Origin of the sequence: Streptosporangium album, from assembly GCF_014203795.1 — a bacterium.
GTDB classification, from domain to species: Bacteria; Actinomycetota; Actinomycetes; order Streptosporangiales; family Streptosporangiaceae; genus Streptosporangium; species Streptosporangium album.
Map to the genome: position 1 here is coordinate 592,975 of NZ_JACHJU010000001.1, position 25,292 is coordinate 618,266.

Here is a 25,292-nt window from a genome sequence, read left to right on the forward strand (position 1 = left end):
CCGGTTATACCGCACCGGGAAGACGTTTGCGCGTGCCTGGGCGACGCGCCACGCCGCCGTACGACACGATCAGATAAACGGATGAGACCGGATGAACCCTACGATCCGAGCATCACATTCCGGCGACGTGTCCCATCACGGGAAACGCTCCGCTCCCACCGGGGCACTCGGCACGGCGTTCCGACCGGCCGGAGCGGGCTCGCCCGTCACCGCCGGCCACTGCGGCGCCGGGTATCGGGCAGGGGAATGTCACCGGCTGGAAAGAGGGAGCACGGACCTCTCAGCCGGGGCGCGGGCGGCCCTGGTGGCGGCCGGGATACTCGCCGACCATGACGTGCTTGGGGGTGACCCGGAGCACGGCGGCCTCGGTGTCGCCGACGGCGATGCCCCGCACCTCGGCCCAGAACCGGCGGTCCAGCGGATCCGCGACGAACACCGCCACTCTGGGGTCGCGCTCGGCGGCCTCCCACGCGTCGTTGCCGGCGATCAGGCGGAGTTCGCCGTCCGGACCGACCGAGCTGACCGAGCCGACGGCCAGCGCTCGCGGCCCGGTGGGGTCGGCGTAGGCGAGCACCACCTCGCGGGCGTGGGTGAAGGCCTGCCTCACCTCCCCGCTGAGCCCCACCGGGGGCCTGATGTCACCGGGCAGACGGCAACCACCGCTCTCACCCATGATCAGGGATGCCCGCCACGGCCCCGGCACCCCTCGCCACCACGCCCACGCCGACCTCGCGGCGAAGACCGCCACCAGCACGGCCAGCATCCCGATCCCGGTCAGCAGGGACCAGTCGCCCATCACTCCGGGAAATCCCAGCGCAGGTAAGGCCGCCGCCACGCCGAGTGCCAGGGAGGCGGCTACCAGCAAGGCCAGTGCCACCTTGAGCCAGCGGTCCATGGCGAGCACCTGGTGCAGGCAGGGGGCAAGCCCGCCGCGGGCGCGCACCCAGCCGAGCGCGAGCGGGACGGCAGGCGCGGCGAAGGCCCACCCCGGCTCGTCCAGGATGACGGTCACCCCCGCGATCAGGGCCAGTGCCGACCATGCCCGGCCCGCCACCAGCCAGAGGGTCACGTCGATGTCCCGGCGGGCCGTACGGTCCTTGTGGACCGCGGTGAACTCGGCCAGCGCCCTGACCGGCCGTCCCCGCCATGCCTCGACCAGCACGCGTAGGACGATCACGACCGCGCCGTTGAAGATGACCAGCGCGGCGAGGGCCGTCCATACGCCGCCCACCGGTTCCGGCGCCGGGCCGAAGGTGGGCAGAGGAGCCGCCCGGGGCAGGGTGGCGACCGCCGCGACGTAGGCGGCGACGGCGATCAGGGCGATCGAGACGGACATGCCGAGCCACGGATCACGGGAGAGCATGCCGGGAACGTAGGACCAGAGCCTGACCCGGTGGGCCTGCCGGAGGGTGATCACCATGACGGCGGCCATCATCGCCCCGCCGCCGATCCTGGCCTCGGCGGCCGTGCCGGCCCCGAGGGCCACGGCGACGACCGCGATGAGCGACACGGCCAGAAGGACACGGACCTGACGGGACCACACCTCCATGGCCCGCCTGGCCCTGCCGGTCTCGTGAGGGTCGACCGGCCAGGCGGGGTCGTGGTGGCCGCGGGGACGTTCCCATCGCAGGAAGGTCAGGCCGAGGTTGATCCTGGCGCCCGGATGGTCGTCCGGATGGCGCAGCGCATTGCGGTAGGCGGCCTCGGCACGGCGGTACTCGCCGCGCAGCAGTGCGAGATCACCGATGAGGACGTGCGGATCGGGCTCCTCGGGCGCGTAGCGGACGGCCCTGGTCGCCTGGGCCCATGACTCCCGCCAACGCCCCGGCACCCGGCGGAGAGCCGCGCCGAGGCGGAGCCGCGCGGCCCAGGAACCAGGGGCCAGCCGTACGGCCTCCTCGGCGGCGGCCACGGCCTCCGCGTCGCGGCCGAGCCGTTCGAAGGCGAGGCTGGCGAGGCGGTATCCCCAGTCGGTCCCGGATCCGGCCTGTGGATCACGGTCCACCGCCTGGCGGGCGGCTTCCAACGCGCTCTCCGGCCGGCCGCGGCCCAGCCAGGCGGCGGCCACAGCACACCATTCGCGGGGATTATCGGGGTCCAGCGGGGACGGGACCTGAGCGGAGTCCTGCCCGCCGGGACCACTCACCACGATGACTCATGGACCTTGCGCTGACTCCCCACGACCGCAATGGTCCGTGCGAGATCGCTGTTTGCCTAGATGGCGGATATATGCCTGTATCTCTCTAGAGAGGTCGCCCCTGAGGCATGCCGCGAGCATCCGTGCTGGTGAATCATCCGATGCCGTCTCGCGCAGTGCCCCACTTCGCCTAAGCTGCGACACATGTCCGTCCAGGCTGGTAACTCCTGAGCCGCCCATGACCACTATGGGGATCGTGGGCGGCGCGACGCGCGGCGGAAGCGATCCGCAGACGCGTGGGGCCGGCCGCTGGTCGGTTCTGATGCTCCTGTGCTTCAGCCTGCTGCTGATCGCGGTGGACGCCACCGTGCTGCACATCGCGGTCCCCGCGCTGACCGCCGCGCTCGAACCGAGTTCGGTCGAACTGCTGTGGATCATCGACACCTACTCCCTCGTGGTGGCGCCGCTGCTCCTGACCTTCGGCACGCTCGGCGACCGTTACGGACGGAAACGCCTGGTGCTCGCCGGGTACCTGGTGTTCGGTGCCGCCTCCGCGGCGGCCGCGTTCGCCCCGACCCCGCTCGCCCTGATCACCGCCCGGGCGCTCCTCGGTGTCGGCGGTGCGATGATCATGCCTGCCACGCTCTCCATCATCCGGCAGGTCTTCACCGACCGGCGGGAGCGCGCGATCGCGCTGGGCGTGTGGAGCGCGGTCGCGGCGGCCGGAGCCGCCGTCGGGCCACTCATCGGCGGCCTGCTCGTGGAGCACTTCTGGTGGGGCGCCGTCTTTCTGATCAATGTGCCGATCCTGCTGGTGCTGCTGCCCACCGCGGTCAAGATTCTGCCCGAGTCGCGCCCGCGCATCTCGCAGCCCTGGGACGCGCCCAGCGCGCTGCTGTCCGTGCTCGGCATCCTCACCCTGGCCTTCGGCCTGAAAGAGGCGGGATCCGGCCACCCGGGCGGGGTGGTGGCGTTCCTGTGCGGGGCCGGGCTGCTGGTCTGGTTCGTGCGCAGGCAGCGGCGGCTGCCCTTCCCCCTACTCGACCTCGGCCTGTTCGGGCAGCGGGCGTTCTCCGTCGGGGTGGCCGCGGTGATGTTGACGGTCTTCGCGCTGGTCGGGCTGGAGCTGATGCTCGCCCAGTACATGCAGCTCGTGCTGGGCGACAGCCCGCTCGCGGCCGCGGTCCGCATGCTGCCACTGATGATCGCCTCCGTCGCGGGCGGGCTCGCCGGGGCACGGCTGCTGGGCTGGGTCGGGCTGCGTGCCACCATGAGCGGCGGGCTCGCGCTGACCACCCTGTCCCTGCTTCCCCCCTTGGGCTGGGGCACCGAGCCGCATCCCCTGGTGCTCGCGCTCTGCTTCGTCGGCATCGGCTTCGGCATCCAGGTCACCCTGCTGGCGGCCTCCGACACGATCATGTCCTCTGCCCCGGAGTCGCGGGCGGGTTGCGCCGCCGCGATCGAGGAGACCGCCTATGAGCTCGGGGCCGGGCTCGGAGTAGCGGTCCTCGGCACGGTCACCACCGTCGTCTACGCGCCCTCGCTGAGCTCCGTGCCCGGCGTGTCCCCGGATCTGATGGACGTGGCCCGCCAGTCGCTCGCCGCCGCCGCACACGCGGCACAGGAGCTCGGAGGCGCCACCGGGACGGCGCTGCTCGGAGCCGCCCGCGTCGCGTTCGTCTCCGGTCTCCACTCCACGATCATCGTGAGCGTGCTCCTGCTGAGCGCGACGACCATGGCGGTGGCACTCCTGATCCCCCGCCGGTTGGCCGATCGGAACGACACCGGCTGACGGGTTTGGGCGGCCTCTACTCGGTCAGCTATGGGCAAGAACGGGGAATCTGACCAGAATGAGGAACCGTGCGACAGACCCTTAACGATCTTGCCGCCCTTGCCGCCAGGCTCGGGGTGGGTGGAATCTTCTTCGCCAACGGCTGGCACAAACTGGAAGCGGGACTGACCGCCACCGGTGACCAGTTCGCGACCTTGGGCGCCCCGGCCCCTGGAGCCTGGGCCGCCACCACGATGCTGATGGAACTCATCGGCGGAGCCCTGCTCGTGGCGGGACTCGCCGTACCGGCCTGCGGGCTGCTGCTGTTCGCCGAGGCCGTCGCCGTGTCCGTCGTGGCCAGCGGTGAGCAGGGCCTCCCACTGACCGGTGGCGACGTCAACCTGATCGTGGCGCTGGGCGCGGCCTCCATCCTCCTGGCGGTCGGCGGTGCGGGCCGCCTGTCGGTCGATCACATGGTGGTGATCAAGCGGCGTGAGGCCGAGGCCGCCGAGGACTTCGCCGCCGAGACCGAGGCCGACGACGTCATCGCCGCGCTGCGCGAGCCCGAGGTCGTCGATCCCGTCCAGAAGCGACCGGTCCAGGCCGAGAAGCCGGCCCGACGGGGAAGCACGGCACAAGCCCCCGGAACGGACGAGACTCCTCCGGCCGGGAAACCGGCCACGGACAGTCGCGCGGAGAGCTCTGAGACCGGAAAAGACACCGCGGAGTTCCCTGCCGTCCAGCCCCGGGCCCGCCGCCGGAGTGCGGCGAGCGGGTCTGGAGCCACTTCACGGCCGGGGAAGGACGCCGACGCCCTGGTGGCCGGGCGGAAAGAGGAAACGGCCGAAAACTGAACAGGCGGGCTGCGGGAGGCCGCGAGATTGTCAATCGAGGTGGTCACGGACGATCTGGGCCGGCTCGCGACACGAGCCGGCCGACCTGTGATCGGCGTGGCGTGCCCGGCCGACGTGCGCGCTCTGGCCGATGAGCACGGAGGGCTCATCGGACGACGCGTAGCCAGATGTTCGTCGCTCGCGGCGCGTGAGTCAGGCTGATGCGTTCGAGTTTGACATCGGTGCCGCCCGGGCGGTCGAACAGCCGGACGCCGTCGCCGAGCAAGACGGGCGCGACGCACACGAGGATCTCGTCGAGCACCCCCGCGTCGACGCACTGCCGGGCGGTGTCGGCGCCGAGGACGTTGACGTACTTGTCCCCTGCGGCGGCCTTGGCCGCGGCAACGCCGCTGTCGAGGTCACCGACGAAGGTGACCCCCGGCACCGGGGTGGCCGGGGCGTGGTGGGTGAGCACGAACTGCGGTCCGCTCCACCCCCCGCCGAACGGCTTGCCTTCCTTGGCCGTGCCCTTGTGCGGATCGTCGCCGCGGAAGGTCCGGTTGCCGACGAGAAGCGCGCCGATCTTGCCGATCACCTCGTCCACCGTCGGATTGGGCCCGAGGTGCTCGGTCAACCAGGACATGTCCCCACCTGTGCCCGCGATGAAGCCGTCCAGCGACATGGTGACCGAATACAGGACCTTACCCATGATCTACCTCCGTCGAGATCGATGTGATTGACCCCTGTTGAGACGGTGGACCGCGCGAAAACTCATCGGTGCGTCACCGGCAACGTCGCGGGCAGGGCGAATGCCGGGAACAGAGCGGGGTCGTGAAAGGCGGTGATCTCCACGATGTGGCCGTCCTCGATCCGCAGCACGGCGATCGCGAAGGCGCGGTAGACGGAGTCGTCGAGGCCTCGGACGTAGGAGGCCACCGACGGCTGCCGGTTGGCCCGGGCGGGCACCATCCGAAACCGGCCGACATAGTCCGGTGAACCGGCGTCCCAGCTCGCCGCGAGCGAGGCCACGACCGCGTCGCGCCCCTGGAACCACATCGGGTAGGGCGGCATCGTCGCCCGGACCTCCTGGGCCAGCAGGTCGGCTACCGCGGCGAGGTCGGCGCGTTCCACCGCATCCATGTATCGCCGCAGCACGACCCGCTCCTGCTCGGTGGGTTCCGCCGACGGCGCCCATTCCAGACGACGCTCGGGCAGGTGTTCCCTCAGCGTTGCCCGGGCGCGCTGCAACGCGCTGTTCACCGATGCCACGCTGCCCTCCAGCAGCGCCGCGGTCTGCTTGGCCGGCCAGCCGAGCACGTCACGCAGGATCAGCACCGCCCGCTGCCGGGGCGGCAGACACTGGATCGCGGCCAGGAACGCCAGCTCGATCGTCTCTCTGGCGACCACCGCGGCGTCCGGCTCGGCTTCGCTCGGCCCGACCGGCTCCCACAGCCGATCCGGGAACGGCTGCAGCCATGTGGCGTCGGTACGGGGCGACATCCCGACGCTCGGATCCGACGGTGCGGCCAGGTGGTGCGGGAGTAGCCGGCGCGCCCGGCCGTCGAGGGCGTCAAGGCACGCGTTCGTCGCGATCCGGTACAGCCAGGCCCGCAACGTCGAGCGCCCCTCAAACCCACCGAGGTTCTTCCAGGCGCGCAGGAACGTCTCCTGCACCAGATCCTCCGACTCGTCGAACGAGCCCAGCATCCGGTAGCAGTGCACCCGTAACTCCCCCCGATACCGCTCGACCAACGCCGCGAACGCGGACTCGTCACCCGCCCGCGCAGCGGCCACGACCACCTCGTCGTCACCCGCGCTCAACAACCGCCCTCCGCTCCTGTCTCGACCACCGGTCGGCCTCTTGACGAGAACGCTACGACAGATCGTGAGGTCCGCGGGCGGCGGTATAGCCGGCCCGGCCCGAGACGAGGCAGCAACACGATCAGATTGCGAAATATGACTGCCGCATTAGGGACTGATAAATAACCAGCAAGAGAACAGATATGACAACTTTCTAACACTAACGACATTCTTCGGGCAGGTTGAATTCCCACACGCGCCCATCTGACCTTAGGGAGTTTCACTCCGACGCCCCGCCACCCACACGGGTGTCGCCTGTTGATGATCTTGAACTTCTGTTAACCATCACATTCTGGTCACTCACTCGCTTCTGGGTACGGAATTCACTGGTGAGGACATTCGACGGAGAGAGACTCGCTCAACGGGCATCATAGTCACATATGGGCGCTATCAGGAGTTGAGCGGTGATTTCTATAATCACGATACTAATTCGGCTCACCGGTCATTCACCGGCCAGATTTCGATCGAAACGTGAAGAATTGAGACAAGAGTGGTACAGCAATCAAAAGTCCTCCTGGGTAGCCGACTGCTTGCTGTCGCAGTCGCGATGGCAGCCGCCCAAGCCGGCGCCCTGGCCGGCGCGACATCCGCACTGGCCCAGCCAGCCGACACCGTAACGACGGTTTACGCCTGCGTGAAGGCCTACGGGCCCTCCCAGGGAAGGCCCCGCATTCTCGGCACCGGGGTCGCTGTCTGCTATATCGATGAAACGCTGATCTTGTGGAACATCGAAGGCCCCGAGGGCCAAACCGGTCCGCGAGGGCTTCAGGGGTCCATCGGCCCGCAGGGCCCCAAGGGTGACACCGGACCTCAGGGCCCGCAAGGGTGACACCGGACCTCAGGGCCCCAAGGGTGACACCGGCCCGCAGGGATCCCGAGGTGATACCGGACCCCAAGGACCGCCGGGACGCCAGGGTCTGCAGGGCGCCGAAGGCCCGCTCGGCCACACCGGCCCGCAGGGGTCCCGAGGTGATACCGGACCCCAAGGACCGCCGGGAGCCCAGGGGCTGCAGGGCGCCGAAGGCCCGCGCGGCACCAAGGGCGACACCGGCGATACCGGACCCCAGGGACCGCAGGGCGCCGCCGGGCCCCAAGGGCCCAAGGGCGACACCGGCGACACCGGCCCGCAAGGCCCGCAAGGTGACACTGGACCGCAGGGCCCCCGGGGGACGGCAGGCGTCGTCGTGGCTCCTCAGGATGTCAATGAGACCATCACCATCGGCGGTGCCGCCACCGAGACAGCCAGCGCCATATGCCCGATCAACACCACGTTGATCAATGGCGGATACGAGAACCCGGACAGTTTGCTCATCACCGCCAACCTTGCCAACCTGCCCGGCAACTCCTGGGCTGTGACAGCAAAGAACCTCGGCCCTCTGCCTTCACAGATCACCTCTCACGCCACCTGCTGGCCGCTGAGCTGATCTGAGTTTCAAACCGTCCGTGGCCCGGTGCGATCATCCGCGCCGGGCCCACGGCGCGTGCTCCATAAACGGCCTGGCTCCTTCCCATCCGGAGACGCTTTCTGACAGGCGAGTGACGATCTAAGCGGGTGTCGTCTCCCGCGCACCCTGCTAGGCGGGGATCCCGGTCCGGTCGACGATCGCGTTTACGCCCTCCGCTCGAGCGCAGTGGGCACAGCAGAACCAGCGCCGATCAGTCTGAACGCCGTGCCCGACGATACGGACTCCGCAGTGCTCGCATATCGGCGCCATCTGCTGGATCGCACATTCGAAGCTGTCGAAGATGTGCACGGCTCCTTGAGTGTGCACCTCGAAGCTCATGTCGTAGTCGTTGCCACAAACTTCACATTGCGCCACGTTTCCCCCAAATTTTACGGCGACCTGAGGTGGATCCGCCTAGATCGGATCTGCCTTCCTCCTGACCCTCACGGGATCGGGATTCCCTGTGCCTCCGACACCCCGCCTTGCGGAACTCGCACGGCGGTGCGGGGCGGTTGACGCTTCACCGTCCCTCTGATCGCTGAAGCTTTCCACGCCCAGAGACGGCAGGTCCTGCCATCTTGACGTTTTTCACCACGTTCACATCAGCATGCCCGCAATAAGCAGATGAGATGCAGGCGAAAGCCACCCGGCTCACGGGACCTCTCACCGACCACCATTACGCCGAAGACGTCCGAGAGGTGGACTCCGGCCAGCACGGAGAACGCCCTCGCCGCGGACGGTTTCCGTGGTGAGCTGGGGAGTTCGGCACGCTGTCGCCCGCCGTACGGCCGACTCACCCTTGTGGACCACTCCCTGACCGCCCACGCCCAGCCGCCCTGCCAGCCAGTGGTGGCCCAGGCACTGGGCGGATCCCCGTCGACCAGTCCGGGGCTCATCCCGGTCTCCGTCCACCGGCTCATTGAACGTGCCGGTGGACAACATGGTTCGCCCGATGTCACAGACTCGGAAGATGTCTCGTCCTCCTTTTGTGAACGGCGATGAAGAACTCGCGGCCGAGTTCGGGGCCATCAGGCCACGGCTGGTGGGCGTGGCCTACGGCCTGCTCGGCAGCCTCGACGAGGCCGAGGACGTGGTTCAGGACGCCTGGCTCCGGCTGGGCCGGGCGGATCGCGAGCAGATCCAGGACATCACCGGCTGGCTGGTGGTGACAGTGTCCAGGCTCGCGCTGGATGTGCTGCGCTCGGCGCGTGTGCGCCGGGAGGAGTACGTCGGGCCGTGGCTGCCCGAACCGGTGGTGACCGGAGCCGATCCGGCGGACAGGGTGACGCTGGCCGAGTCGATGAGCATGGCGATGCTGGTGGTGCTGGAGTCGCTCAGCCCGGCCGAGCGCACCGCGTTCGTGCTGCACGACGTGTTCGGGCTTCCGTTCGAGGAGGTGGCCCAGGCGGTCGGGCGCTCCCCTGCGGCCTGCCGCCAGCTCGCCGCCCGTGCCCGTAGGCACGTCGCGAGCCGGGCGCCCCGCTTCGAGGTGGACGCGACCGAGCATCGCAGGGTGGTCGAGGCGTTCGCCCGTGCCAGCACGGGTGATGACATCGACGCCCTGGTGGCGCTGCTCGACCCGGACGTGGTGCTCCGCAGTGACGGCGGCGGCGTGGTCAGCGCGGCCAGACGGCCGATCCACGGTGCCGAGAAGGTGGCCCGCTTCCTGATCAGGGTGGCCGGGCGGCTCAGCGTCCGCAGCCGGTTCGCTCCGGCCACGGTCAACGGCTGGCCGGGACTCCTGCGGTTCCGAAACGGCGAGCTGAGTGGCGTCTTCGGACTGACCGTGGCCGACGGCCGGGTCACGGAGATCTTCATCGTGATGAACCCGGAGAAACTAAGGAGTGTTCGATGAAGGCACGGATGAACGTCAGGGAATTCGCCCCCGAGGGCTACAAGGCCATGCTCGGCCTGGAGAAGTACCTGGCCACGTGCGGGCTGCCGCACGCCACGCTGGGGTTGGTGAAGCTGCGGGCCAGCCAGATCAACGGCTGCGGCTTCTGCGTGGACATGCACAGCCACGACGCCAAGAAGGCGGGCGAGAGCGACGAGCGGCTGTTCTCGGTGGCCGCCTGGCGGGAGGCCCCCTACTACACCGACGCCGAGCGGGCCGCACTGGCCCTGGCGGAGGAGGCCACCCGGCTCAGCGACCGCGGGGAGACGGTGCCTGACGACGTGTGGGACGAGGCCGCCCGGCACTACGCGCCGGAGGAACTGGCCGCATTGGTGATCGCGATCGCGGCGATCAACGCCTGGAACCGGATCTCCGTCACCACGCGTACGGTCGCGGGTTCCTTGCGTAACCAAACCGGTTGATCCACGCTGGGCCGCAGGGCTAGGTTGGCTCGTACGGGCATCCGCGCGAGCCGGCCGGCCGCGCGTGTCCGGCGACGTGGATCGTGGTGGACCTGAGGGACAGTGAGCACAAGAGAGGGCACGTACACGTATATGCGACGCATCAGGATCATCCGGCCGCAGCGCCGGCTCCGTCCCGCCCGCATGGCCGGCCTGGACCTGCGGACACCATCGGGCCGCCGCCTCCCCTACTGAGCGGATCTTTACAGCGGTTTTACGCGGCGATCTGTAGATATCTCGCATAACAGATTCGTCACGCCGGGGGGCTCAATGAGGAGATTCGCAGTCGTTCCGCCATACGTCGCGCGACTCAAGATCAGAGATATCCGTTCCGCGCCCCGCAGAAAGACCTCCGCGGATGCCAAGGTCGTCGACCTGCGCGCGTACACAGGGCGGAACATCCTACGGTTCCCGCTCACCAGCGGTCCCACCCCCGCCGCCTGACCCCGGCCCTCGAAAGACCTGCCCCGCGCGGGTCTTTCCCCATTTCCGAGCCTGATTGAATGTCGTTCCATGAGCGATCTATCCGCGACGGAACGGCCCCGGCACCGGCGCCTCCGAGAGAACGGCCGGACTGACAGGACCGCTCTGTACGAAGTGCTGCGCGCCGGGTTCGTCTGCCATCTCGGCGTGGTCGACGGTGGGGTGCCGATGGTGGTTCCCACGGTCTACGGCTTCGACGCCGACCACCTCTACGTCCACGGCTCGGTCGCCAGCCGGAGTCTGACCACGGAAGAGCCGTCCGACGACCCGGCCGCGGATGCCATCGGCTCCGGGAGTGTCGGACAAGGTCCCGGAACGGCTGGGGACACGGTCTGCGTGACGGTCACCCATCTGGACGGCCTGGTCCTGGCCCGGTCGGTCTTCGAGCACGGTGTCAACTACCGCTCCGCCATGGTGTACGGCGTGCCACGGAAACTTGAGGGCGAGGAGAAACTGGCCGCCCTGCGGATCCTCACCGAGCACGCCGCCCCGGGCCAGTGGGACTACGCCAGACGGCCCAGCCGTAAGGAACTCGCCGCGACGACCATTCTGGCGATCTCCCTGGCGGAGGCGTCGGTCAAGGTGAGCTCGGGTCCGCCCGGCGACGGGGACGGGCCGGACGCCGAGTTGGGCCTCTGGGCGGGTGTGCTGCCGCTGGCCACCACCTGGCTGGCCCCGGCCGCCGACCCCCTTCTGCCGGAGGGGATCGCGCCTCCGGATCACATCGACGGCCGTGCGGGGACCCGGCTGTCCTGACCTCCCGCCCGGCGTCCGGCCGTGAGAGCGAGCCCGGCGAGACCCGCCAGGGTGAGCCCGGTGAGGCCCGCGGCCAGGAGCAGGGCACGGGAGGCGCCGTCGGCCGTACCGTGCGCGATGACGCCCATCACCGCCACTCCGAGGATCGCGCCGACCTGACGTGACGCGTTGAGCAGACCGCCCGCCGCTCCCGCCATACCCGGCGGAGCCATCGCGACGACGTCAGAGCAGATCCGCAGGCTGGAAGGGTCTCTCGGCGTCACGCTCTTCGCGCGCACCCCACAGGGCATGCGGCTCACCGAGCCCGGGCGGATCCTGCTCGCCCAGGCCCACGGGCTGCTCGACCACGCCGAGATGGTACGGCTCGCCGCGACCGGGCAGCGGCGGAGGGTACGGGTGGGAACACTGGAGATGCTGGCGGCGACCCGGCTGCCCGGCATCACCCGGCGCCTGGCGGGGCGCCGGCCCGGCATCGACCTCGATGTCACCGTGCTCTCCCAGCAGCCCATGCTCAGCGGGATCGCCCAGGGCACCCTCGACGCCGGCCTGCTGCTCGACTCCGGCGTGCAGCTCGGAGCCCTCGGTTTCGCACCTCCGCCCGGCCTGGACTTCCTCGACGTCGGAGAGGTGCGATTGGCGCTGGTCACGTCCCCGAAGGGACACGCGGACACGCTGCTGACGACCGGTCCGGGCTGTGCGATCCGGATGGCCTGTGATCGGATGACCGGCCTCGGCACCGAACGCCGGGAGCTGCCCAGCGTCGTTACCGTCAGGGAATGGGTCAAGCAGGGGCTGGGCATCGCCCTGCTCCCCGACTTCGCGATCTCCGAAGACCTGGCGGCGGGCACCCTGGTGGAGCTCGAGTTCCCGGCCCCCGCTCTGGTCCTGCGCATGGTCTGGCTCGGCGGGCGCAACAGGTTTTCCCAGACTTGTTCATCGATAGAACGGAATATTATGTTCCATTGGCTATATTGGCATCATGGAGACAACCACCACAGCGCCCATGAGTGGTCGCAGAGCCCAGGCCGCCCGTAACGACCAGGTGATCCTCGACGCCGCCCGCGCGGTCTTCGTCGCCGACCCCGGCGCTCCCATCTCCGCGGTGGCGGAGCGGGCCGGAGTGGGCATCAGCGCGCTCTACCGTCGCTACGCCGGCAAGGAGGACCTGCTCCGCAGGCTGTGCTCGGACGGCCTGAAAACCTTCACCGCCGAGGCGGAGGCCGCCCTGGCCGAGGAGGGCGATCCGTGGAGCGCCTTCGCCGGCTTCATGCGCCGCGTCGTGGACGCCGATGTCCACTCCCTGACAATCAACCTGGCGGGCACCTTCACCCCCGACGAGCACCTCCACCGCGAAGCCGCCCGCGCGTCCGACCTCGCCACGCGGGTCTTCGACCGCGCCGTCCAGGCCGGAGCCCTCCGCCCCGGCCTGGACGCCACCGACATGTCGATGATCTTCGAGCAGCTCGCCGCCCTCCATCTCGGCGACGAGGAGCGCACCTCCCAGATCAGGCGGCGGTACCTGGCTCTGATGCTCGACGCCCTGCGCCTGACCACCGCCCCCTCCCCGCCAGGCCCGGCACCGAGCGCCGAGGAGATCAACAGACGCTGGATCGTCTGACCCGCCTTTTCCCGGGCCTTCCCGGACCGGCGGCCCGGCTTCTCTGCGTTGGCCGATCGGCGGGCAAATTAACCGGAAGGAGGGGGCGGCGGGCATCGAGGGGCCACCAGGCTGTGGATCATGTCCTCGTCTCCTCCACCGCCGCCTCCTTCGCAAGCGCGCGTTCAGGCTCTGGACGCGCTGCGCGGGCTCGCGCTCGGTGGCATTCTGGTCGTCAACATCACCCAACTCGCGTACATGTACCGCTACGACGCCACCGTCTCGGGCCTCATCGTCGACGTCGGCTTCCACCAGCGGTTCTTCCCGATCTTCTCGTTCCTGTTCGGGATCGGATCCGCGCTCTTCCTGGAGTCGGCGCAACGGCGGGCCAAGCGGCCGAGGTTGGTGCTGCTGCGCAGGCTCGTCATCCTGGCCGGGTTCGGCGTGCTGCACCACCTCGCGCAACCGGGCGAGGCGCTGCTGCCGTACGCCGTCTTCGGGATCCTGTTCCTGCTGCCGGCCTCCTACCTGCCGCGCGCGGCGGTGCTCGTGCTCGGCGTCGTCTGCTCGGCGGCCGCGCTGGCCGTGGCCGGGGGCGGAATTCTCCTGGTCCCCGGCCTTTTCCTGCTCGGAACGGCCGCTGCCCGGTCCGGCCTGGTGCGGGACATCGAGCAACGGCCGGGGATGCTCACCGGGCTGCTGGTGACCGGGCTGGTCACCGCCGCCCCCATGGCGCTCTGGTATCTCACGATGCCGCTCCAGGAACGCTTCTTCGGGTACGGCGGGCCGGTCGCGGCCGTCGCCGGGCTGTCCACGGCCATGGCCTACAGCGGCGGCTTCCTGCTGTCCCTGCGCACCCGGACCGGAGCGGCCGCCTGCCGTGCTCTGGCGCCGCTCGGCCGGATGGCCCTGACCAACTACGTGACGGCCACCGCGCTCGTGCTGCTGCTCATCGGACCGCTGGGAATGGTGGAGTCGGAGTCGTACGGCGTGGTCTTCGCCCTGGCCGCCGCGATCATCGCGGTACAGGCGGGGTTCAGCTCCTGGTGGCTGGGCCGCTTCCGGTATGGACCGCTGGAGTGGCTGTGGAGATGCGGCACCTGGTGGCAGGCCGTACCGCTGCGCGCGTCCGGTCCGGGAGAGCCCCCGGCGTCTGCCGGCCCGTCCGGGGAACCACCGTCCCCGCATCGCGTTCACACCGGCGCGCGGAAGGCCCTGCGGTAGGCGGAGGGCGAGGTGCGCATCGCCCTGATGAAATGGTGGCGGAAGGTCACCGGGCTGTCGAAACCGACCGAGAGCACGATCTCCTCGATGGGCACGGCCGTGGACTCCAGCGTCGTGAGACTGGCCGCGACCCGCTGAGAGATCACCCAGCGCAACGGGCTGGTCCCGGTCTGACGGCCGAAGTGCCTGATGAAGGTGCGCTGCGCCATGTGGGCGACCCTGGCCAGGTCGGCCACCGTGATCGGCTCGGCCAGGTGGTCCAGCGCCCAGGCCATCGCGGTGGCCACCGCGTCGTCATCCTCCACCGGGGTGACCGCCGCCTGGATGAACTGCGCCTGCCCTCCCTCCCTGTGCGGCGGGATGACCAGCCTGCGCGCGACCGAGTTGGCCACCGCCGGCCCGTGGTCCTTGCGGACCAGGTGGACCAGCAGATCCAGTCCGGCTGCGCTGCCCGCGCTGGTCAGCACGTCGTCACCGTCCACATAGAGCACGTCCGGATTGACCTTGACCTGTGGAAACCGGCGTTGCAGCAGTTCGGCGTACTTCCAGTGGGTGGTCGCCTCCCGGCCGTCCAGCAGTCCGGCCTCCGAAAGGCCATCGAGATGCCCCTCACCGCTGCACCCCTCTCCGCCGTCATGACGGTCCCCGCCGCAGGCATCGCCTGCGGCTGCTGACCCCCGATCAGGCGCCTCTCCGCAGCCGAGTGCACCGCAGAGCTACGCCGGCGATGCTGGCCTCGATGGACCCGGCGGCGCTCGCCCTCCCCCAGGCACGCCGTACCACGCTGACCACGCTGATCGCCGCCCTGGCGGCCGACGAGATCGACCTCGGCGTCGGAGGCGACTGGCATCGAGCCCGCGCGCAGCTCTCGGCGCTGCCGGGACTCGGGCCCTGGACCGTCGAGACCATCGCGATGCGCGCCCTCGGCGACCCCGACGCCTTCATCCTCACCGACCTCGGAATCCGCGCCGCCGCCCGCGAACTCGGCCTTCCCGTCACCCCTGCCGCGCTCACCCGCCGTGCCGCCGCCTGGCGGCCCTGGCGCGCCTACGCCGTTCAGCACCTCTGGGCCACCGGCGACCACCCCGTCAACCGGCTGCCCGACGCATAGAACCCTGGTACGCCCGGACACGTGACTCCCGGGGCAGATGCCTCCGGTGACGGCGGAGGACAGCGCGCCTTGACAAGATTCACGGCAAGGGCCTGTAATGACTTTCACGTCACGCGTCGTCGGCAGGGAGAACGACGGTGGCATGGAGGTTTCCGTGATTTCGCACGTCACAGACCACGCCTGACCGCATCGTGCCCGCGCCGTTTCGCGCCCGGTAGTGCTGAGCACCGCCATCGCATGCGAGTCCTCCCCGAAACCTGACGGATCTGCGGCCGGCTGACGGCCCGCCGTTCTACGTGCTCATCGAGGCTCCACGCCCGCGGCCGATCCGGCGCGCGGCGGCTTCGCGCCGCCCCCACACCGCACCGCGATCATCATTCATCCGCCACCGCGCATATTCGCGATCTCATTTACGCCTGGAGTAATCAGAGCATGCCCAATCACTTCAACCAGCAGATCATCGAGGAGTTCCGAGCCAATCGAGGACAGGTCGGAGGTCCCTTCGAAGGGGGCCGGTTGCTCCTGCTGACGACCACGGGGGCCAGGACCGGCGCGCGCCATACCACTCCGGTCGGCTACCTACCGGATGGCGAACGCACGCTGATCATCGCCTCCGCCGGGGGCGCGCAGGCCCACCCGGCCTGGTACCACAACCTCCTCGCCGACCCCCGCGTCACCGTGGAGGACGGGGTCTTCACCTACCCGGCGGAAGCGGTCGTCCTGAAGGGCGAGGAACGCGATCGCCTCTTCGCCCGTGCGGTGGAGGCCGACCCCGGATGGGCCGACTACCAGGCCAGGACGGAACGGGTCATCCCCGTCATCGCCCTGAACCCCCTCGGCGGCGGGCCGCCCGCCGGACCGGGAGGAGATTCCCTCAAGACGATCCATGACGCGTTCCGCAGGGAGCTCGCCCTCATCCGCAAGGAACTCGCCGAGTCGGGACCGGGCCTGGGCGCGCAGCTACGCGTCAACTGCCTGACCCTGTGCCAGGGGCTTCATCACCATCACACCGGCGAGGACGGCCGGATGTTCCCCCATCTGGAGGAACACCACCCCGAACTGGCCCCGGCCCTGGCACGGCTGCGCCGCGAGCACGAGGTGGTCGAACGGCTCCTCGTCCAGCTTCAGGCCCTGATCTCCGGCGACGGGCCCGGCCCCGGCGCGGTCCTGGCCGAGGTCGACCGGCTCACCGCGGAGCTGGAAGCCCATCTGGACTACGAAGAGGAGCAACTGGTCCCGATCCTCAACGCGATGACCACCTGAACCATCCGGCGCCGCCGTGGTCTCGATGTCGTCGTGCTGGAAGGCCGTAACGGGGTCGGCGGCCGTACGTCCGGCATCGAGCTCGGCGGCGAGGTCATCGAGGGCGCCGCGGCTCGGACTCTGTCCACCTGGCCGTCTGAGGATCACCGGGCCGCGGTCATCGCAGCCGCAGGGCCGCCATATCCGCGCGGTAGAGAGCAGGGGCGGGGTGCCGGCTGGTCCGCCGGCACCCCGCCCCTGCTCAGACATTTCTCTTCAAAACCCCTGTTCAGCTGCAGCCGCTGGTGGAACCGCAGCCCTCGCAGACATAGCAGCTACCGGCCGGGCGCATCTTGGTGCCGCAGGTCATGCAGAGCGGTGCGTCGGCGGTGCGGCCCTGGTGGGACTCCAGGGAACCGACCCGCTCCGGCGCGGCCGCAGCCGGGGCCTCGATCTGCGGCTGCTCGATCGGCGCCGAGGTGGCCAGCTCGGCGATGACCTCATCGGTCTGGATCGGGGCCGGGTCCTCACCGCGCTGCTGGGCGGCGCGCTCGGAGGCGGAGAAGATGCCGAGGGCGGCCCGCTCGTCGTAGGGCAGGTGATCCAGGGCCAGGCGGCGGAAGATGTAGTCCATCACCGAGGCGGCGATGCGGATGTCCGGGTCGTCGGTCATCCCGGCCGGGTCGAAGCGCATGTTGACGAACTTGCCGACGTAGGTCTCCAGCGGCACGCCGTACTGCAGGCCGATGGAGATGGCCACCGAGAAGGCGTCCATGACGCCCGCGAGGGTCGAGCCCTGCTTGGACATCTTCAGGAAGACCTCGCCGAGACCGTCGTCGGGGTAGGACGAGGCGGTCATATAGCCCTTGGCCCCGCCCACGGTGAAACGGGTGGTGGTGCTGGGACGCTGGTTCGGCATCCGGCGCCGGGTCGGGCGGCTGATCTCCACGACCTGGACCTCGGGCTCCGCGGGCGCGGCCTTCTCCTCGGACTTCTTGCCGGCGACCGAGAGCGGCTGGCCGACCTTGCAGTTGTCGCGGTAGACGGCCAGGGCCTTCAGGCCGAGCTTCCAGCCCTCCATGTAGACCTGCTCGATGTCCTCGACGGTCGCGGACTCGGGCAGGTTGACCGTCTTGGAGATGGCGCCGGACAGGAACGGCTGGGCGGCGGCCATCATGCGGACGTGGCCCATCGGCGCGATCGCCCGCTCGCCCATCGCGCAGTCGAACACCTCGTAGTGCTCGGGCCGGAGCCCGGGGGCGTCCACGACGTGGCCGTGGGCCGCGATGTATTCGACGATCGCCTCGACCTGCTCCTCCAGGTAGCCCAGCTGACGCAGCGCCCGCGGGATCGTCTGGTTGACGATCTGCATGGAGCCGCCGCCGACGAGCTTCTTGAACTTGACCAGGGCGAGGTCGGGCTCGATGCCGGTGGTGTCGCAGTCCATCATGAGCCCGATGGTTCCCGTGGGCGCCAGCAACGAGGCCTGCGCGTTCCGGTATCCGTTCTTGTCTCCAAGGCGGAGGCACTCCTGCCACTGCTTGGAGGCCTCGACGTGGATCGCCCCGTCGATCGCGTCCAGCGTGCGCAGGCCGTCGTTCGCCTCCGCGTGCTTGCGCATGACGCGCTTGTGCGCGTCGGCGTTGCGTGCGTAGCCGTCGTACGGCCCCACGACCGCGGCCAGTTCGGCGCTGCGGCGGTAGGAGGCACCGGTCATCAGCGAGGTGATGGCGCCGGCGATGGCCCGGCCGCCCTCGGAGTCGTAGGCGTGGCCGGTGGCCATGAGCAGCGCGCCGAGGTTGGCGTAGCCGATGCCGAGCTGACGGTAGGCCCGCGTGGTCTGGTCGATCTTCTCGGTGGGGAAGTCGGCGAAGGTGATGGAGACGTCCATCGCGGTGATGATCAGCTCAGTGATCTTCACGAAGTTCGCGATGTCGAAGGAGTTGTCGTCCTTCAGGAACTTCATCAGGTTGATGCTGGCCAGGTTGCAGGAGGAGTTGTCCAGGTGGAGGTACTCCGAGCACGGGTTGCTGGCGGTGATACGGCCCGTCTCCGGACTGGTGTGCCAGTCGTTGATCGTGTCGTCGTACTGGACGCCGGGGTCGGCGCACTCCCACGCCGCCGTCGCCATCTTGCGGAACAGCTTCCTGGCGTCGACCTTCTCGATGACCTCGCCGGTGAGGCGGGCGCGCAGGCCGAACTCCTCGCCCTTCTTCACCGCGTTCATGAACTCGTCGGAGACGCGCACGGAGTTGTTGGCGTTCTGGTACTGGACGGAGACGATGTCCTTGCCGCCCAGGTCCATGTCGAACCCGGCGTCGCGCAGCGCGCGGACCTTGTCCTCCTCGCGCGCCTTGGTCTCGATGAACTCCTCGATGTCGGGGTGGTCCACGTCCAGGACGACCATCTTGGCCGCGCGGCGGGTGGCGCCACCGGACTTGATGGTGCCCGCGGAGGCGTCCGCGCCGCGCATGAAGGAGACCGGGCCGCTGGCCGTACCGCCGCTGGAGAGCAGCTCCTTCGACGAGCGGATCCGGGAGAGGTTGACACCGGACCCCGAACCGCCCTTGAAGATCACACCCTCTTCCTTGTACCAGTCGAGGATGGACTCCATCTGGTCGTCGACGGCCAGGATGAAACAGGCGCTGACCTGCTGCGGCGAGGCGGTCCCCACGTTGAACCAGACCGGCGAGTTGAAGCTGAAGACCTGGTTGACCAGAGCGTGCTTGAGCTCGTGGTCGAAGATCTCGGCATCCTCGTCACTGGCGAAGCAGCCCTCCTCGACCGCGGTCCTGGTGTAGACGCCCACCACCCGGTCGACCAGCTGCTTCAGGCTCCACTCGCGCTGCGGGGTGCCGACCGCGCCACGGAAGTATTTGGTGGTCACGATGTTGGCGGCGTTGACCGACCAGGAGTCGGGAAACTCCACGCCCCGCTGCTCGAAGTTGATCGAGCCGTCCCGCCAGTTGGTCATCACGACGTCACGGCGCTCCCAGTGCACTTCGTCATAGGGATGCACCCCGGGAGTGGTGAAGATCCGCTTCATCTTCAAACCCTTGCGCAACCGCTTGCCCCCACGCGCGGCTGCGCCACTGACCGTCTCCGTCATGACTTCCCCCTTCCGGGGCTCCGCAGAGCCCTCGAGTCGGACCACATCAACGCGCCGCCTTGTCCCCCGGCGCTCGGGGTGTGATTCAGCCCTGCTTGGCAGGACGATCCGCCCTTAACTGCATGATTTCGGTCTCGAAATCCGCCAGGGTCTCGAAACTCCGGTAGACCGAGGCGAATCGCAGGTAGGCCACCTCGTCCAGTTCGCGGAGCGGTCCCAGGATCGCCAGCCCGACCTCGTGGGCCGCGATCTCCGCCGACCCGGTCGCCCGGATGCCCTCCTCCACCCGCTGACCCAGCTGGGCCAGCGAGTCCTCACTGACCGGGCGTCCCTGACATGCCCGCCGGACGCCCGCGATCACCTTTTCCCTGAAGAAGGGCTCGGTCACCCCGCTGCGCTTGCTGACCATGAGCAGCACGGTCTCCTGCGTGGTGAACCTGCGCCCGCACTCCGGGCATGTGCGCCTGCGGCGGATGGCCCCGCCGTCCTCGGTGGACCGGCTGTCGATGACCCGCGTGTCAGGGTGCCGACAGAACGGACAGTGCACGCGTCGCCTCCTTGGCCCGGCAAGCGGCCCACCCTTCAGCCCACGTCCACGGTGTCCATGCCGAGATGCTCGCGCACATATCGAATGGTCGAGATGCGGTAATGGAAACACAATCTATGGTGAAGTGCGCCGAAGATGCCACTAGATGTTGTGGTCCAACGGTAGAAGTGTCGGCCCATGAACGCAAGTTGAGAAGGCCCTGCCGGGCGAAGTCGCTGATCAGCGCACCCCATTCGCACGGGCCGGGCGTGTCGCCCCTCCGGAGCGCTCTTCAGGAGGGGGAGCCGTCCGGCAGGTAGAGCCGGGTCCCCGGCTGGATCACGGAGCCGGACAGCCCGTTGAGATCCATGATCCGGCGGACCGTCGGGGCGAGGTCGCCCTCCCCGGTGACCGCGTCCGCGATCCCCCACAGCGTGTCGCCACCATGGACCACGACCCGCGACAGCCCTCCGCGCCCCTTCCGCTCAACCGCCGAGGCGGCGTCGATGCGCGCGGCGACCCAGAGCACCCCCAAGGCGGCCAGCACGAGAGCGGCCACCATCACACCCCTCCCCCGCCTGGTGAGCCGGAGAGGCGCACCAGAGTATCGGATGTTCCCCGCCGGACCGGGCCGCCGGGCGGGTGCCCGCCCAGCTCCCCCCGCCGCCACAGCCGTTTTCATGATGGCCCCCCCGAGCCTTCGACCTGGCCGAACACATATCGAAGAAAGATCAGCGAATCGAACACGATGTCGATCGAACTCCCGTACGATGTTGTACACCACTCCGCCGTTGATTTCCCGAACGACTCGAACAATTGTTTGAATATGATCTTCAACAGGGGTACGGTCGCCGTGTGCGACGGAAGAAACACAGATCGGGAGGCGAGGAGATCGCATGAGCGAGCACGACAAGAACGGTTCGGCTGTCAGTGACCTGGCGGTGCGCAGGCGTGACTCCCTTGGCCTCACCCCCAGGCAGCGGAAGATCCTTGAGGTGATCCGCGACTCGGTGCAGCAGCGCGGCTACCCGCCCTCCATGCGAGAGATCGGCGAGGCGGTGCAGCTCACCAGCACCTCCAGCGTGTCGCACCAGTTGACGGCGTTGCAGCGTAAGGGATACCTGCGCCGTGATCCGCACCGTCCCCGCGCGCTCGAGGTCCGCCTTCCCGGAGAGCCGGCGCTGTGGATGGATCCCGCCGGCACGGGTGATGACGAGACCCCGATCAGCCGCCCGACCGCGGCCTACGTGCCGCTTGTCGGCCGGATCGCCGCCGGTGGCCCGATCCTCGCCGAGGAGAGCGTCGAGGACGTCTTCGCCCTCCCCAAGCAGCTCGTCGGCGAAGGCACGCTCTTCCTGCTCCAGGTGACCGGCGACTCGATGATCGAGGCCGCCATCGCCAACGGCGACTGGGTGGTCGTCCGCCAGCAGCCCGTCGCGGACAACGGCGACGTGGTCGCCGCGATGATCGACGGCGAGGCCACGGTCAAGACCTTCAAGCGCAAGGACGGCCACGTCTGGCTCGTCCCGCACAACCCCAACTACGACCCGATCCCCGGCGACGAGGCGACCGTTCTGGGCAAGGTCGTAGCGGTTCTGCGCAAGCTCTGAGCCGGCGCGGCGCGGGAGCGGGCCACCGTGCCCGCTCCTTCCGGCGCTCCCACGACGGCCGCCCCGCCGCGGCGGGGCGGTCACCGCCGGAAGGGGCCGAATCCACCACAGCTCGCCCTACGGAGGCCGTACGGCGGAGCCTCCGTCATCGGGCGGCCGGGCCCGCACTCCCCCTTCCATCCACGACCTGCCGGGCGTTGCCGCCGACGGGCTCTCAGCTGCGTGCGCGGACCAACTCCACGATCGCGGTTATGTCGGAGTCGTTCCAGCCGTGCTCGGCGGCTTCCTCGTAGCGTTGCTCGATCAGCCGGGCGATCGGCAGCCGGAGCCCCTTCGACTCCGCGACCTCGACGGCGAGCCGTACATCCTTGGCACCGAGCCGCGTCGCGAACCATCCGCGGTGGTCACCCTGGAGGATGTCGTCGATCCGGTTGTGCAGGCCGGTCGCGACGGTCGGCCATTGGAAGAGGAGTTCCCTCAGCATCGCCTCGTCGAGCCCAGCGGCCTGGCCTGTCGCCACCGCCTCGGCGAGGACCGCGACCCCCGCCATCATCAGATAATTGTTCAGGAGCTTGAAGGTCAGGGCGCTGCCCGGATCGCGCCCGCAGTACCAGTGGACGGCGAAGAGGTCCGCCCAGAGGGGTTCCAACCGGTCGACGAGACCACGTTCACCGCCCAGCAGGCCCATGGACTGCCCTTCGACGACGGCCTGCGGACCTCCGAAAACCGGGGCGGCCACGAACCGGCCCCCCGGCGCCAGCTCCGCAAGCGCGCGGGACGTGTCCGGAGAGACGGTACTCATGTCCGCCACGACCTGCGCGCCGGGATCCGGTCCGAGGTCGGTCAGCCGCGCCATGACGGCACGGACCGCTTGGTCGTCGGCGAGCGACATCAGCACCGCGCCGGCGTCTCGGGCGGCCTCCGCCGGTGAGGGCGCCTCCACCGCACCTGCATCGACCGCCTCCGCCGCCTTACCGGGTGTCCGGTTCCAGACGGTGACCTCATGACCGTGTTCGAGCAGCCGCCGGGCCATCGCCCGGCCCATGCTGCCCATACCGAGCACCGATACCCGCATGTCCCCTCCCTCTGCTAGCCACTGTCTTCCTCTTCCGGCCGCCGGTCACGCGGGAAGGACACGAAAAGAGGCAGAGCCTTTAATCGATGCCGGGGCGGTCCGCGCGCCCCGGCATCCTGCCGACCTCACCTCGATCTCATCGAGCCGTTCCGCGCCGCGCGAGATACCGCAGATATTCCTTGCGGTTGAGGGGGTTGCCGTCCGACCGCTCACGTACCGGGACCGGCCCGCTCACCCGTCGATCGCCGTACGGCCGTGACCACCAGACCCCTTCGCCATGGGACAGTCCGGGCAGGTGCCGCTCGAACTCGGGCACCTGGCGCGCGGGGATGTCACCTCTGAGCGACCATGTCTCCGTGTCGCCGTAGGACTCCCGGATGTCCGCTCCGAGGGCGGCCAGTTGCGCGGTGACGGCGCTGAGCCCATCAGAGGGGACTTCGACCTCGAAGGCATGGCACGGCTCGTAGACCCGGGTCCCGGCGGTGTCCAGCGCACGCATCAGGACCAGCGGGGTGAGGTTGCGGAAGTCACCGGCCGTGCTGATCGGGGGCGCATAGCCCGTCCGGGTCAGGGTGACGGCGCAGTCGGTCACCGCCCAGCCGTAAATCCCCTGTCCAAGGGTTTGACGCACGGCGTCCTCGATCGCCCGGTGGAAAGGGCGCGGCAGCGAACCGCGTTCGACCTCCCGTCTGAAGGTGATCCCCGGTCCGGCCGCGGGTTCGATCCGCAGCCCGACGGTCGCGAAGAACTCGTTGTGACCGTGCCGGCTGATCTCCTCGTATGCCTCCCCGGCACCCACCGGGCGTTCGATGTAGATCGTCCGGCTCGGCTCGAACACGGCCTCGACGCCGAAGTCGTGGAAGAGCGTCTCCGCGATGACCTCTTTCTGAACCTCCCCGTACAGCACGACCGAGGTGCCCTCACCCGGGACGGCACGCGTGTGGATCAACGGGTCCCGGTCGGCGAGGTTGACGAGCGCGGCGTGCAGCAGCGCGGCCTGCTCGGCCCGCTTGGGCCGGGCGAGGGTCTCCAGGGTAGGCGGGGCGAAGTGCGGCTGCCCGGTGAGCCCGTATGCCGAGCCGATCTGGTCCCCTACCCGGATGTGGGGCAGCCCCCACACCTTCGCGATGTTCCCCGCCGTCAGGTGGCGCGTGTCCCGCCGCGCCGGCCCGACGACCTGGAGCGCGGTGATCTGCCCGTTCTCCTCGCTGACACCGCCGTCCGCCTCCCGCCGGTAGGAGGTGATCCGCTGCCGTGCCCGCACCTCACCGGCGTGCATGCGCAGGTAGGCGATCTTCTCACCGGTGCCGCCGCGCTCGATGGCGAAGACGGTGCCGCGGGGGCCGTCCTTCTCGGTGCCAGGGGCGGGTGAGGGCAGCCGGGACTCCTCGGTGCCCGGCACCGGTGGGAGCAGCCGGGAGATCCCGCCGATGAGCGCCTCGACGCCCTGACCGGTCATCGCCGAGCCGAAGAACACCGGGTGGAGCAGGCCGGCGGCGGTCTGGGTCCGTATCCCGGCCAGGAGCCGGTCGCCGGACGGGATCGCACCGGCGACGAGGCCGGCGAGCAACGTGTCGTCGTTCTCTCCGAGGGTCTCCGCCACCCGGGAGTGGAAGTCCGGGTCGTCCAGGGAGTTCGCGACGGCGCGCGCGTCCGGGGAGCCTGCCTGCCGGACCGTGTTCATGGGGATGATCTGCTGAGCCAGTTTCCGCCGGATGTCCGCCACCAGTCCGTCATGACGGGCGCCGGCGCGATCGATCTTGTTGACGAAGATCAGGGTCGGCAGGCGCATCGCACGCAGAGTCTTCATCAGGACGCGGGTCTGCGCCTGAACGCCCTCCACCGCGGACAGGACCAGGATGGCGCCGTCGAGGACGCCGAGGGCCCGTTCGACCTCGGCGATGAAGTCGGAGTGCCCGGGGGTGTCGATCAGGTTGACCTGCAGGGCGCCGACGGCGAAGGAGGCGACCGCCGAACGGATCGTGATACCCCGCCGACGCTCGATGTCGTCCGTGTCTGTCTGGGTGCTGCCGGTGTCGACGCTGCCGAGCAGGTCGATGGTGCCGGTGTCGAACAGCAGGCGCTCAGTGAGACTGGTCTTGCCCGCGTCGACATGGGCAAGGATGCCGATGTTGAGGATGTGCATGGGTGCTGGAGT

The 25,292-nt window shown here is 69.3% G+C and carries 23 protein-coding genes; 12 read left to right on the forward strand and 11 right to left on the reverse strand.

Annotated features, from left to right (window positions below):
• Positions 1–280: 280 nt before the first annotated feature.
• Positions 281–2,149: a CHAT domain-containing protein gene (locus FHR32_RS02700; RefSeq protein ID WP_184752669.1), complete on the reverse strand. Its 1,869-nt coding sequence runs from the start codon at positions 2,147–2,149 to the stop codon at positions 281–283.
• A gap of 226 nt (positions 2,150–2,375) precedes the next feature.
• On the opposite strand from FHR32_RS02700, the gene FHR32_RS02705 reads away from it, so the two are divergent.
• The gene (locus FHR32_RS02705; RefSeq protein ID WP_184752671.1) at positions 2,376–3,929 is read left to right on the forward strand and encodes an MFS transporter; all 1,554 of its coding nucleotides are present in this window, start codon (positions 2,376–2,378) and stop codon (positions 3,927–3,929) included.
• Between the two features lie 68 nt (positions 3,930–3,997).
• A complete protein-coding gene (locus FHR32_RS02710) occupies positions 3,998–4,762 on the forward strand; it encodes a DoxX family protein (RefSeq protein ID WP_184752673.1) in 765 nt (254 codons plus the stop codon).
• 145 nt (positions 4,763–4,907) lie between these two features.
• On the opposite strand, the gene FHR32_RS02715 is transcribed toward FHR32_RS02710, so the two are convergent.
• Positions 4,908–5,450, reverse strand: a complete 543-nt coding sequence (locus tag FHR32_RS02715) for a dihydrofolate reductase family protein (RefSeq protein WP_184752675.1) — start codon at positions 5,448–5,450, stop codon at positions 4,908–4,910.
• A gap of 62 nt (positions 5,451–5,512) precedes the next feature.
• Positions 5,513–6,562, reverse strand: a complete 1,050-nt coding sequence (locus FHR32_RS02720; protein ID WP_221465228.1) for a sigma-70 family RNA polymerase sigma factor — start codon at positions 6,560–6,562, stop codon at positions 5,513–5,515.
• 1,223 nt (positions 6,563–7,785) lie between these two features.
• On the opposite strand from FHR32_RS02720, the gene FHR32_RS42775 reads away from it, so the two are divergent.
• Positions 7,786–8,025, forward strand: coding sequence for a hypothetical protein (locus FHR32_RS42775; protein WP_221465229.1), 240 nt, complete (start codon positions 7,786–7,788; stop codon positions 8,023–8,025).
• A gap of 150 nt (positions 8,026–8,175) precedes the next feature.
• Here FHR32_RS42775 and FHR32_RS47760 read toward each other — a convergent pair whose 3' ends face one another.
• The gene (locus FHR32_RS47760; protein ID WP_312881902.1) at positions 8,176–8,421 is read right to left on the reverse strand and encodes a metallothionein; all 246 of its coding nucleotides are present in this window, start codon (positions 8,419–8,421) and stop codon (positions 8,176–8,178) included.
• A gap of 613 nt (positions 8,422–9,034) precedes the next feature.
• Between FHR32_RS47760 and sigJ the strand changes: the two genes are divergently transcribed.
• The 3 genes from sigJ to FHR32_RS02740 all read left to right on the forward strand — a co-directional run bounded on the left by sigJ (position 9,035) and on the right by FHR32_RS02740 (position 11,640).
• Positions 9,035–9,901, forward strand: a complete 867-nt coding sequence (sigJ, locus tag FHR32_RS02730; RefSeq protein WP_312881903.1) for an RNA polymerase sigma factor SigJ — start codon at positions 9,035–9,037, stop codon at positions 9,899–9,901.
• The gene (locus FHR32_RS02735; RefSeq protein WP_184752678.1) at positions 9,898–10,362 is read left to right on the forward strand and encodes a carboxymuconolactone decarboxylase family protein; all 465 of its coding nucleotides are present in this window, start codon (positions 9,898–9,900) and stop codon (positions 10,360–10,362) included. Before sigJ ends, FHR32_RS02735 begins: the two co-directional genes overlap by 4 nt.
• Positions 10,363–10,914: 552 nt before the next feature.
• A complete protein-coding gene (locus FHR32_RS02740; protein ID WP_184752680.1) occupies positions 10,915–11,640 on the forward strand; it encodes a pyridoxamine 5'-phosphate oxidase family protein in 726 nt (241 codons plus the stop codon).
• Here the strand turns inward: FHR32_RS02740 and FHR32_RS02745 are convergent.
• Positions 11,604–11,903, reverse strand: coding sequence for a hypothetical protein (locus tag FHR32_RS02745; protein WP_184756671.1), 300 nt, complete (start codon positions 11,901–11,903; stop codon positions 11,604–11,606). The two genes, FHR32_RS02740 and FHR32_RS02745, sit on opposite strands and share 37 nt — an antisense overlap.
• Between FHR32_RS02745 and FHR32_RS02750 the strand changes: the two genes are divergently transcribed.
• The 3 genes from FHR32_RS02750 (at position 11,809) to FHR32_RS02760 (ending at position 14,461) form a co-directional block, all read left to right on the forward strand.
• Entirely contained in the window at positions 11,809–12,675 is an 867-nt protein-coding gene (locus tag FHR32_RS02750) for a LysR family transcriptional regulator (RefSeq protein WP_184752682.1), read from the forward strand. The genes FHR32_RS02745 and FHR32_RS02750 overlap by 95 nt on opposite strands.
• Positions 12,644–13,258 (forward strand): TetR/AcrR family transcriptional regulator, encoded by a 615-nt coding sequence (locus FHR32_RS02755; RefSeq protein ID WP_184752684.1) that lies wholly within the window; start codon positions 12,644–12,646, stop codon positions 13,256–13,258. The genes FHR32_RS02750 and FHR32_RS02755 overlap by 32 nt, the downstream gene beginning before the upstream one ends.
• A gap of 120 nt (positions 13,259–13,378) precedes the next feature.
• Positions 13,379–14,461, forward strand: a complete 1,083-nt coding sequence (locus tag FHR32_RS02760) for a DUF418 domain-containing protein (RefSeq protein ID WP_184752686.1) — start codon at positions 13,379–13,381, stop codon at positions 14,459–14,461.
• Here FHR32_RS02760 and FHR32_RS46545 read toward each other — a convergent pair.
• Positions 14,431–14,952 carry a helix-turn-helix domain-containing protein gene (locus FHR32_RS46545; protein ID WP_312881907.1) on the reverse strand — a complete coding sequence of 174 codons (522 nt, stop codon included), beginning with the start codon at positions 14,950–14,952 and terminating at the stop codon, positions 14,431–14,433. The genes FHR32_RS02760 and FHR32_RS46545 overlap by 31 nt on opposite strands.
• Positions 14,953–15,164: 212 nt before the next feature.
• Here FHR32_RS46545 and FHR32_RS02770 point away from each other — a divergent pair, with 212 nt between their 5' ends.
• Positions 15,165–15,572 (forward strand): DNA-3-methyladenine glycosylase family protein, encoded by a 408-nt coding sequence (locus FHR32_RS02770; RefSeq protein ID WP_221465230.1) that lies wholly within the window; start codon positions 15,165–15,167, stop codon positions 15,570–15,572.
• A 432-nt stretch (positions 15,573–16,004) separates the two neighbouring features.
• The gene (locus tag FHR32_RS02775) at positions 16,005–16,835 is read left to right on the forward strand and encodes a nitroreductase/quinone reductase family protein (protein WP_184752688.1); all 831 of its coding nucleotides are present in this window, start codon (positions 16,005–16,007) and stop codon (positions 16,833–16,835) included.
• Between the two features lie 268 nt (positions 16,836–17,103).
• Here the strand turns inward: FHR32_RS02775 and FHR32_RS02780 are convergent, their stop codons facing one another.
• The 3 genes from FHR32_RS02780 to FHR32_RS02790 all read right to left on the reverse strand — a co-directional run bounded on the left by FHR32_RS02780 (position 17,104) and on the right by FHR32_RS02790 (position 21,011).
• Positions 17,104–19,923: a vitamin B12-dependent ribonucleotide reductase gene (locus FHR32_RS02780; RefSeq protein WP_184752690.1), complete on the reverse strand. Its 2,820-nt coding sequence runs from the start codon at positions 19,921–19,923 to the stop codon at positions 17,104–17,106.
• Between the two features lie 85 nt (positions 19,924–20,008).
• Positions 20,009–20,470: a transcriptional regulator NrdR gene (gene nrdR / locus FHR32_RS02785; protein ID WP_184752692.1), complete on the reverse strand. Its 462-nt coding sequence runs from the start codon at positions 20,468–20,470 to the stop codon at positions 20,009–20,011.
• 271 nt (positions 20,471–20,741) lie between these two features.
• On the reverse strand, positions 20,742–21,011 hold the full coding sequence (locus tag FHR32_RS02790) for a LysM peptidoglycan-binding domain-containing protein (RefSeq protein WP_184752695.1): 270 nt from the start codon (positions 21,009–21,011) through the stop codon (positions 20,742–20,744).
• A gap of 334 nt (positions 21,012–21,345) precedes the next feature.
• On the opposite strand from FHR32_RS02790, the gene lexA reads away from it, so the two are divergent.
• Positions 21,346–22,059, forward strand: a complete 714-nt coding sequence (lexA, locus tag FHR32_RS02795; RefSeq protein ID WP_184752697.1) for a transcriptional repressor LexA — start codon at positions 21,346–21,348, stop codon at positions 22,057–22,059.
• Positions 22,060–22,273: 214 nt separating this feature from the next.
• Here lexA and FHR32_RS02800 read toward each other — a convergent pair whose 3' ends face one another.
• Complete coding sequence (locus FHR32_RS02800; protein WP_184752699.1) at positions 22,274–23,134, reverse strand: NAD(P)-dependent oxidoreductase; 861 nt, start codon at positions 23,132–23,134, stop codon at positions 22,274–22,276.
• 136 nt (positions 23,135–23,270) lie between these two features.
• Positions 23,271–25,280 carry an elongation factor G gene (locus FHR32_RS02805; RefSeq protein WP_184752701.1) on the reverse strand — a complete coding sequence of 670 codons (2,010 nt, stop codon included), beginning with the start codon at positions 25,278–25,280 and terminating at the stop codon, positions 23,271–23,273.
• Positions 25,281–25,292: the final 12 nt, after the last annotated feature.

Excerpts from the sequence above, each read along its gene's own strand:
- FHR32_RS02705 (WP_184752671.1), top strand. The coding sequence starts at position 2,376 with ATGACCACTATGGGGATCGTGGGCGGCGCGACGCGCGGCGGAAGCGAT.
- FHR32_RS02715 (WP_184752675.1), bottom strand. The coding sequence starts at position 5,450 with ATGGGTAAGGTCCTGTATTCGGTCACCATGTCGCTGGACGGCTTCATC.
- FHR32_RS02735 (WP_184752678.1), top strand. The coding sequence starts at position 9,898 with ATGAAGGCACGGATGAACGTCAGGGAATTCGCCCCCGAGGGCTACAAG.
- FHR32_RS02740 (WP_184752680.1), top strand. The coding sequence starts at position 10,915 with ATGAGCGATCTATCCGCGACGGAACGGCCCCGGCACCGGCGCCTCCGA.
- FHR32_RS02755 (WP_184752684.1), top strand. The coding sequence starts at position 12,644 with ATGAGTGGTCGCAGAGCCCAGGCCGCCCGTAACGACCAGGTGATCCTC.
- FHR32_RS02760 (WP_184752686.1), top strand. The coding sequence starts at position 13,379 with ATGTCCTCGTCTCCTCCACCGCCGCCTCCTTCGCAAGCGCGCGTTCAG.
- FHR32_RS02775 (WP_184752688.1), top strand. The coding sequence starts at position 16,005 with ATGCCCAATCACTTCAACCAGCAGATCATCGAGGAGTTCCGAGCCAAT.
- FHR32_RS02780 (WP_184752690.1), bottom strand. The coding sequence starts at position 19,923 with ATGACGGAGACGGTCAGTGGCGCAGCCGCGCGTGGGGGCAAGCGGTTG.
- FHR32_RS02790 (WP_184752695.1), bottom strand. The coding sequence starts at position 21,011 with ATGGTGGCCGCTCTCGTGCTGGCCGCCTTGGGGGTGCTCTGGGTCGCC.
- lexA (WP_184752697.1), top strand. The coding sequence starts at position 21,346 with ATGAGCGAGCACGACAAGAACGGTTCGGCTGTCAGTGACCTGGCGGTG.
- FHR32_RS02800 (WP_184752699.1), bottom strand. The coding sequence starts at position 23,134 with ATGCGGGTATCGGTGCTCGGTATGGGCAGCATGGGCCGGGCGATGGCC.
- FHR32_RS02805 (WP_184752701.1), bottom strand. The coding sequence starts at position 25,280 with ATGCACATCCTCAACATCGGCATCCTTGCCCATGTCGACGCGGGCAAG.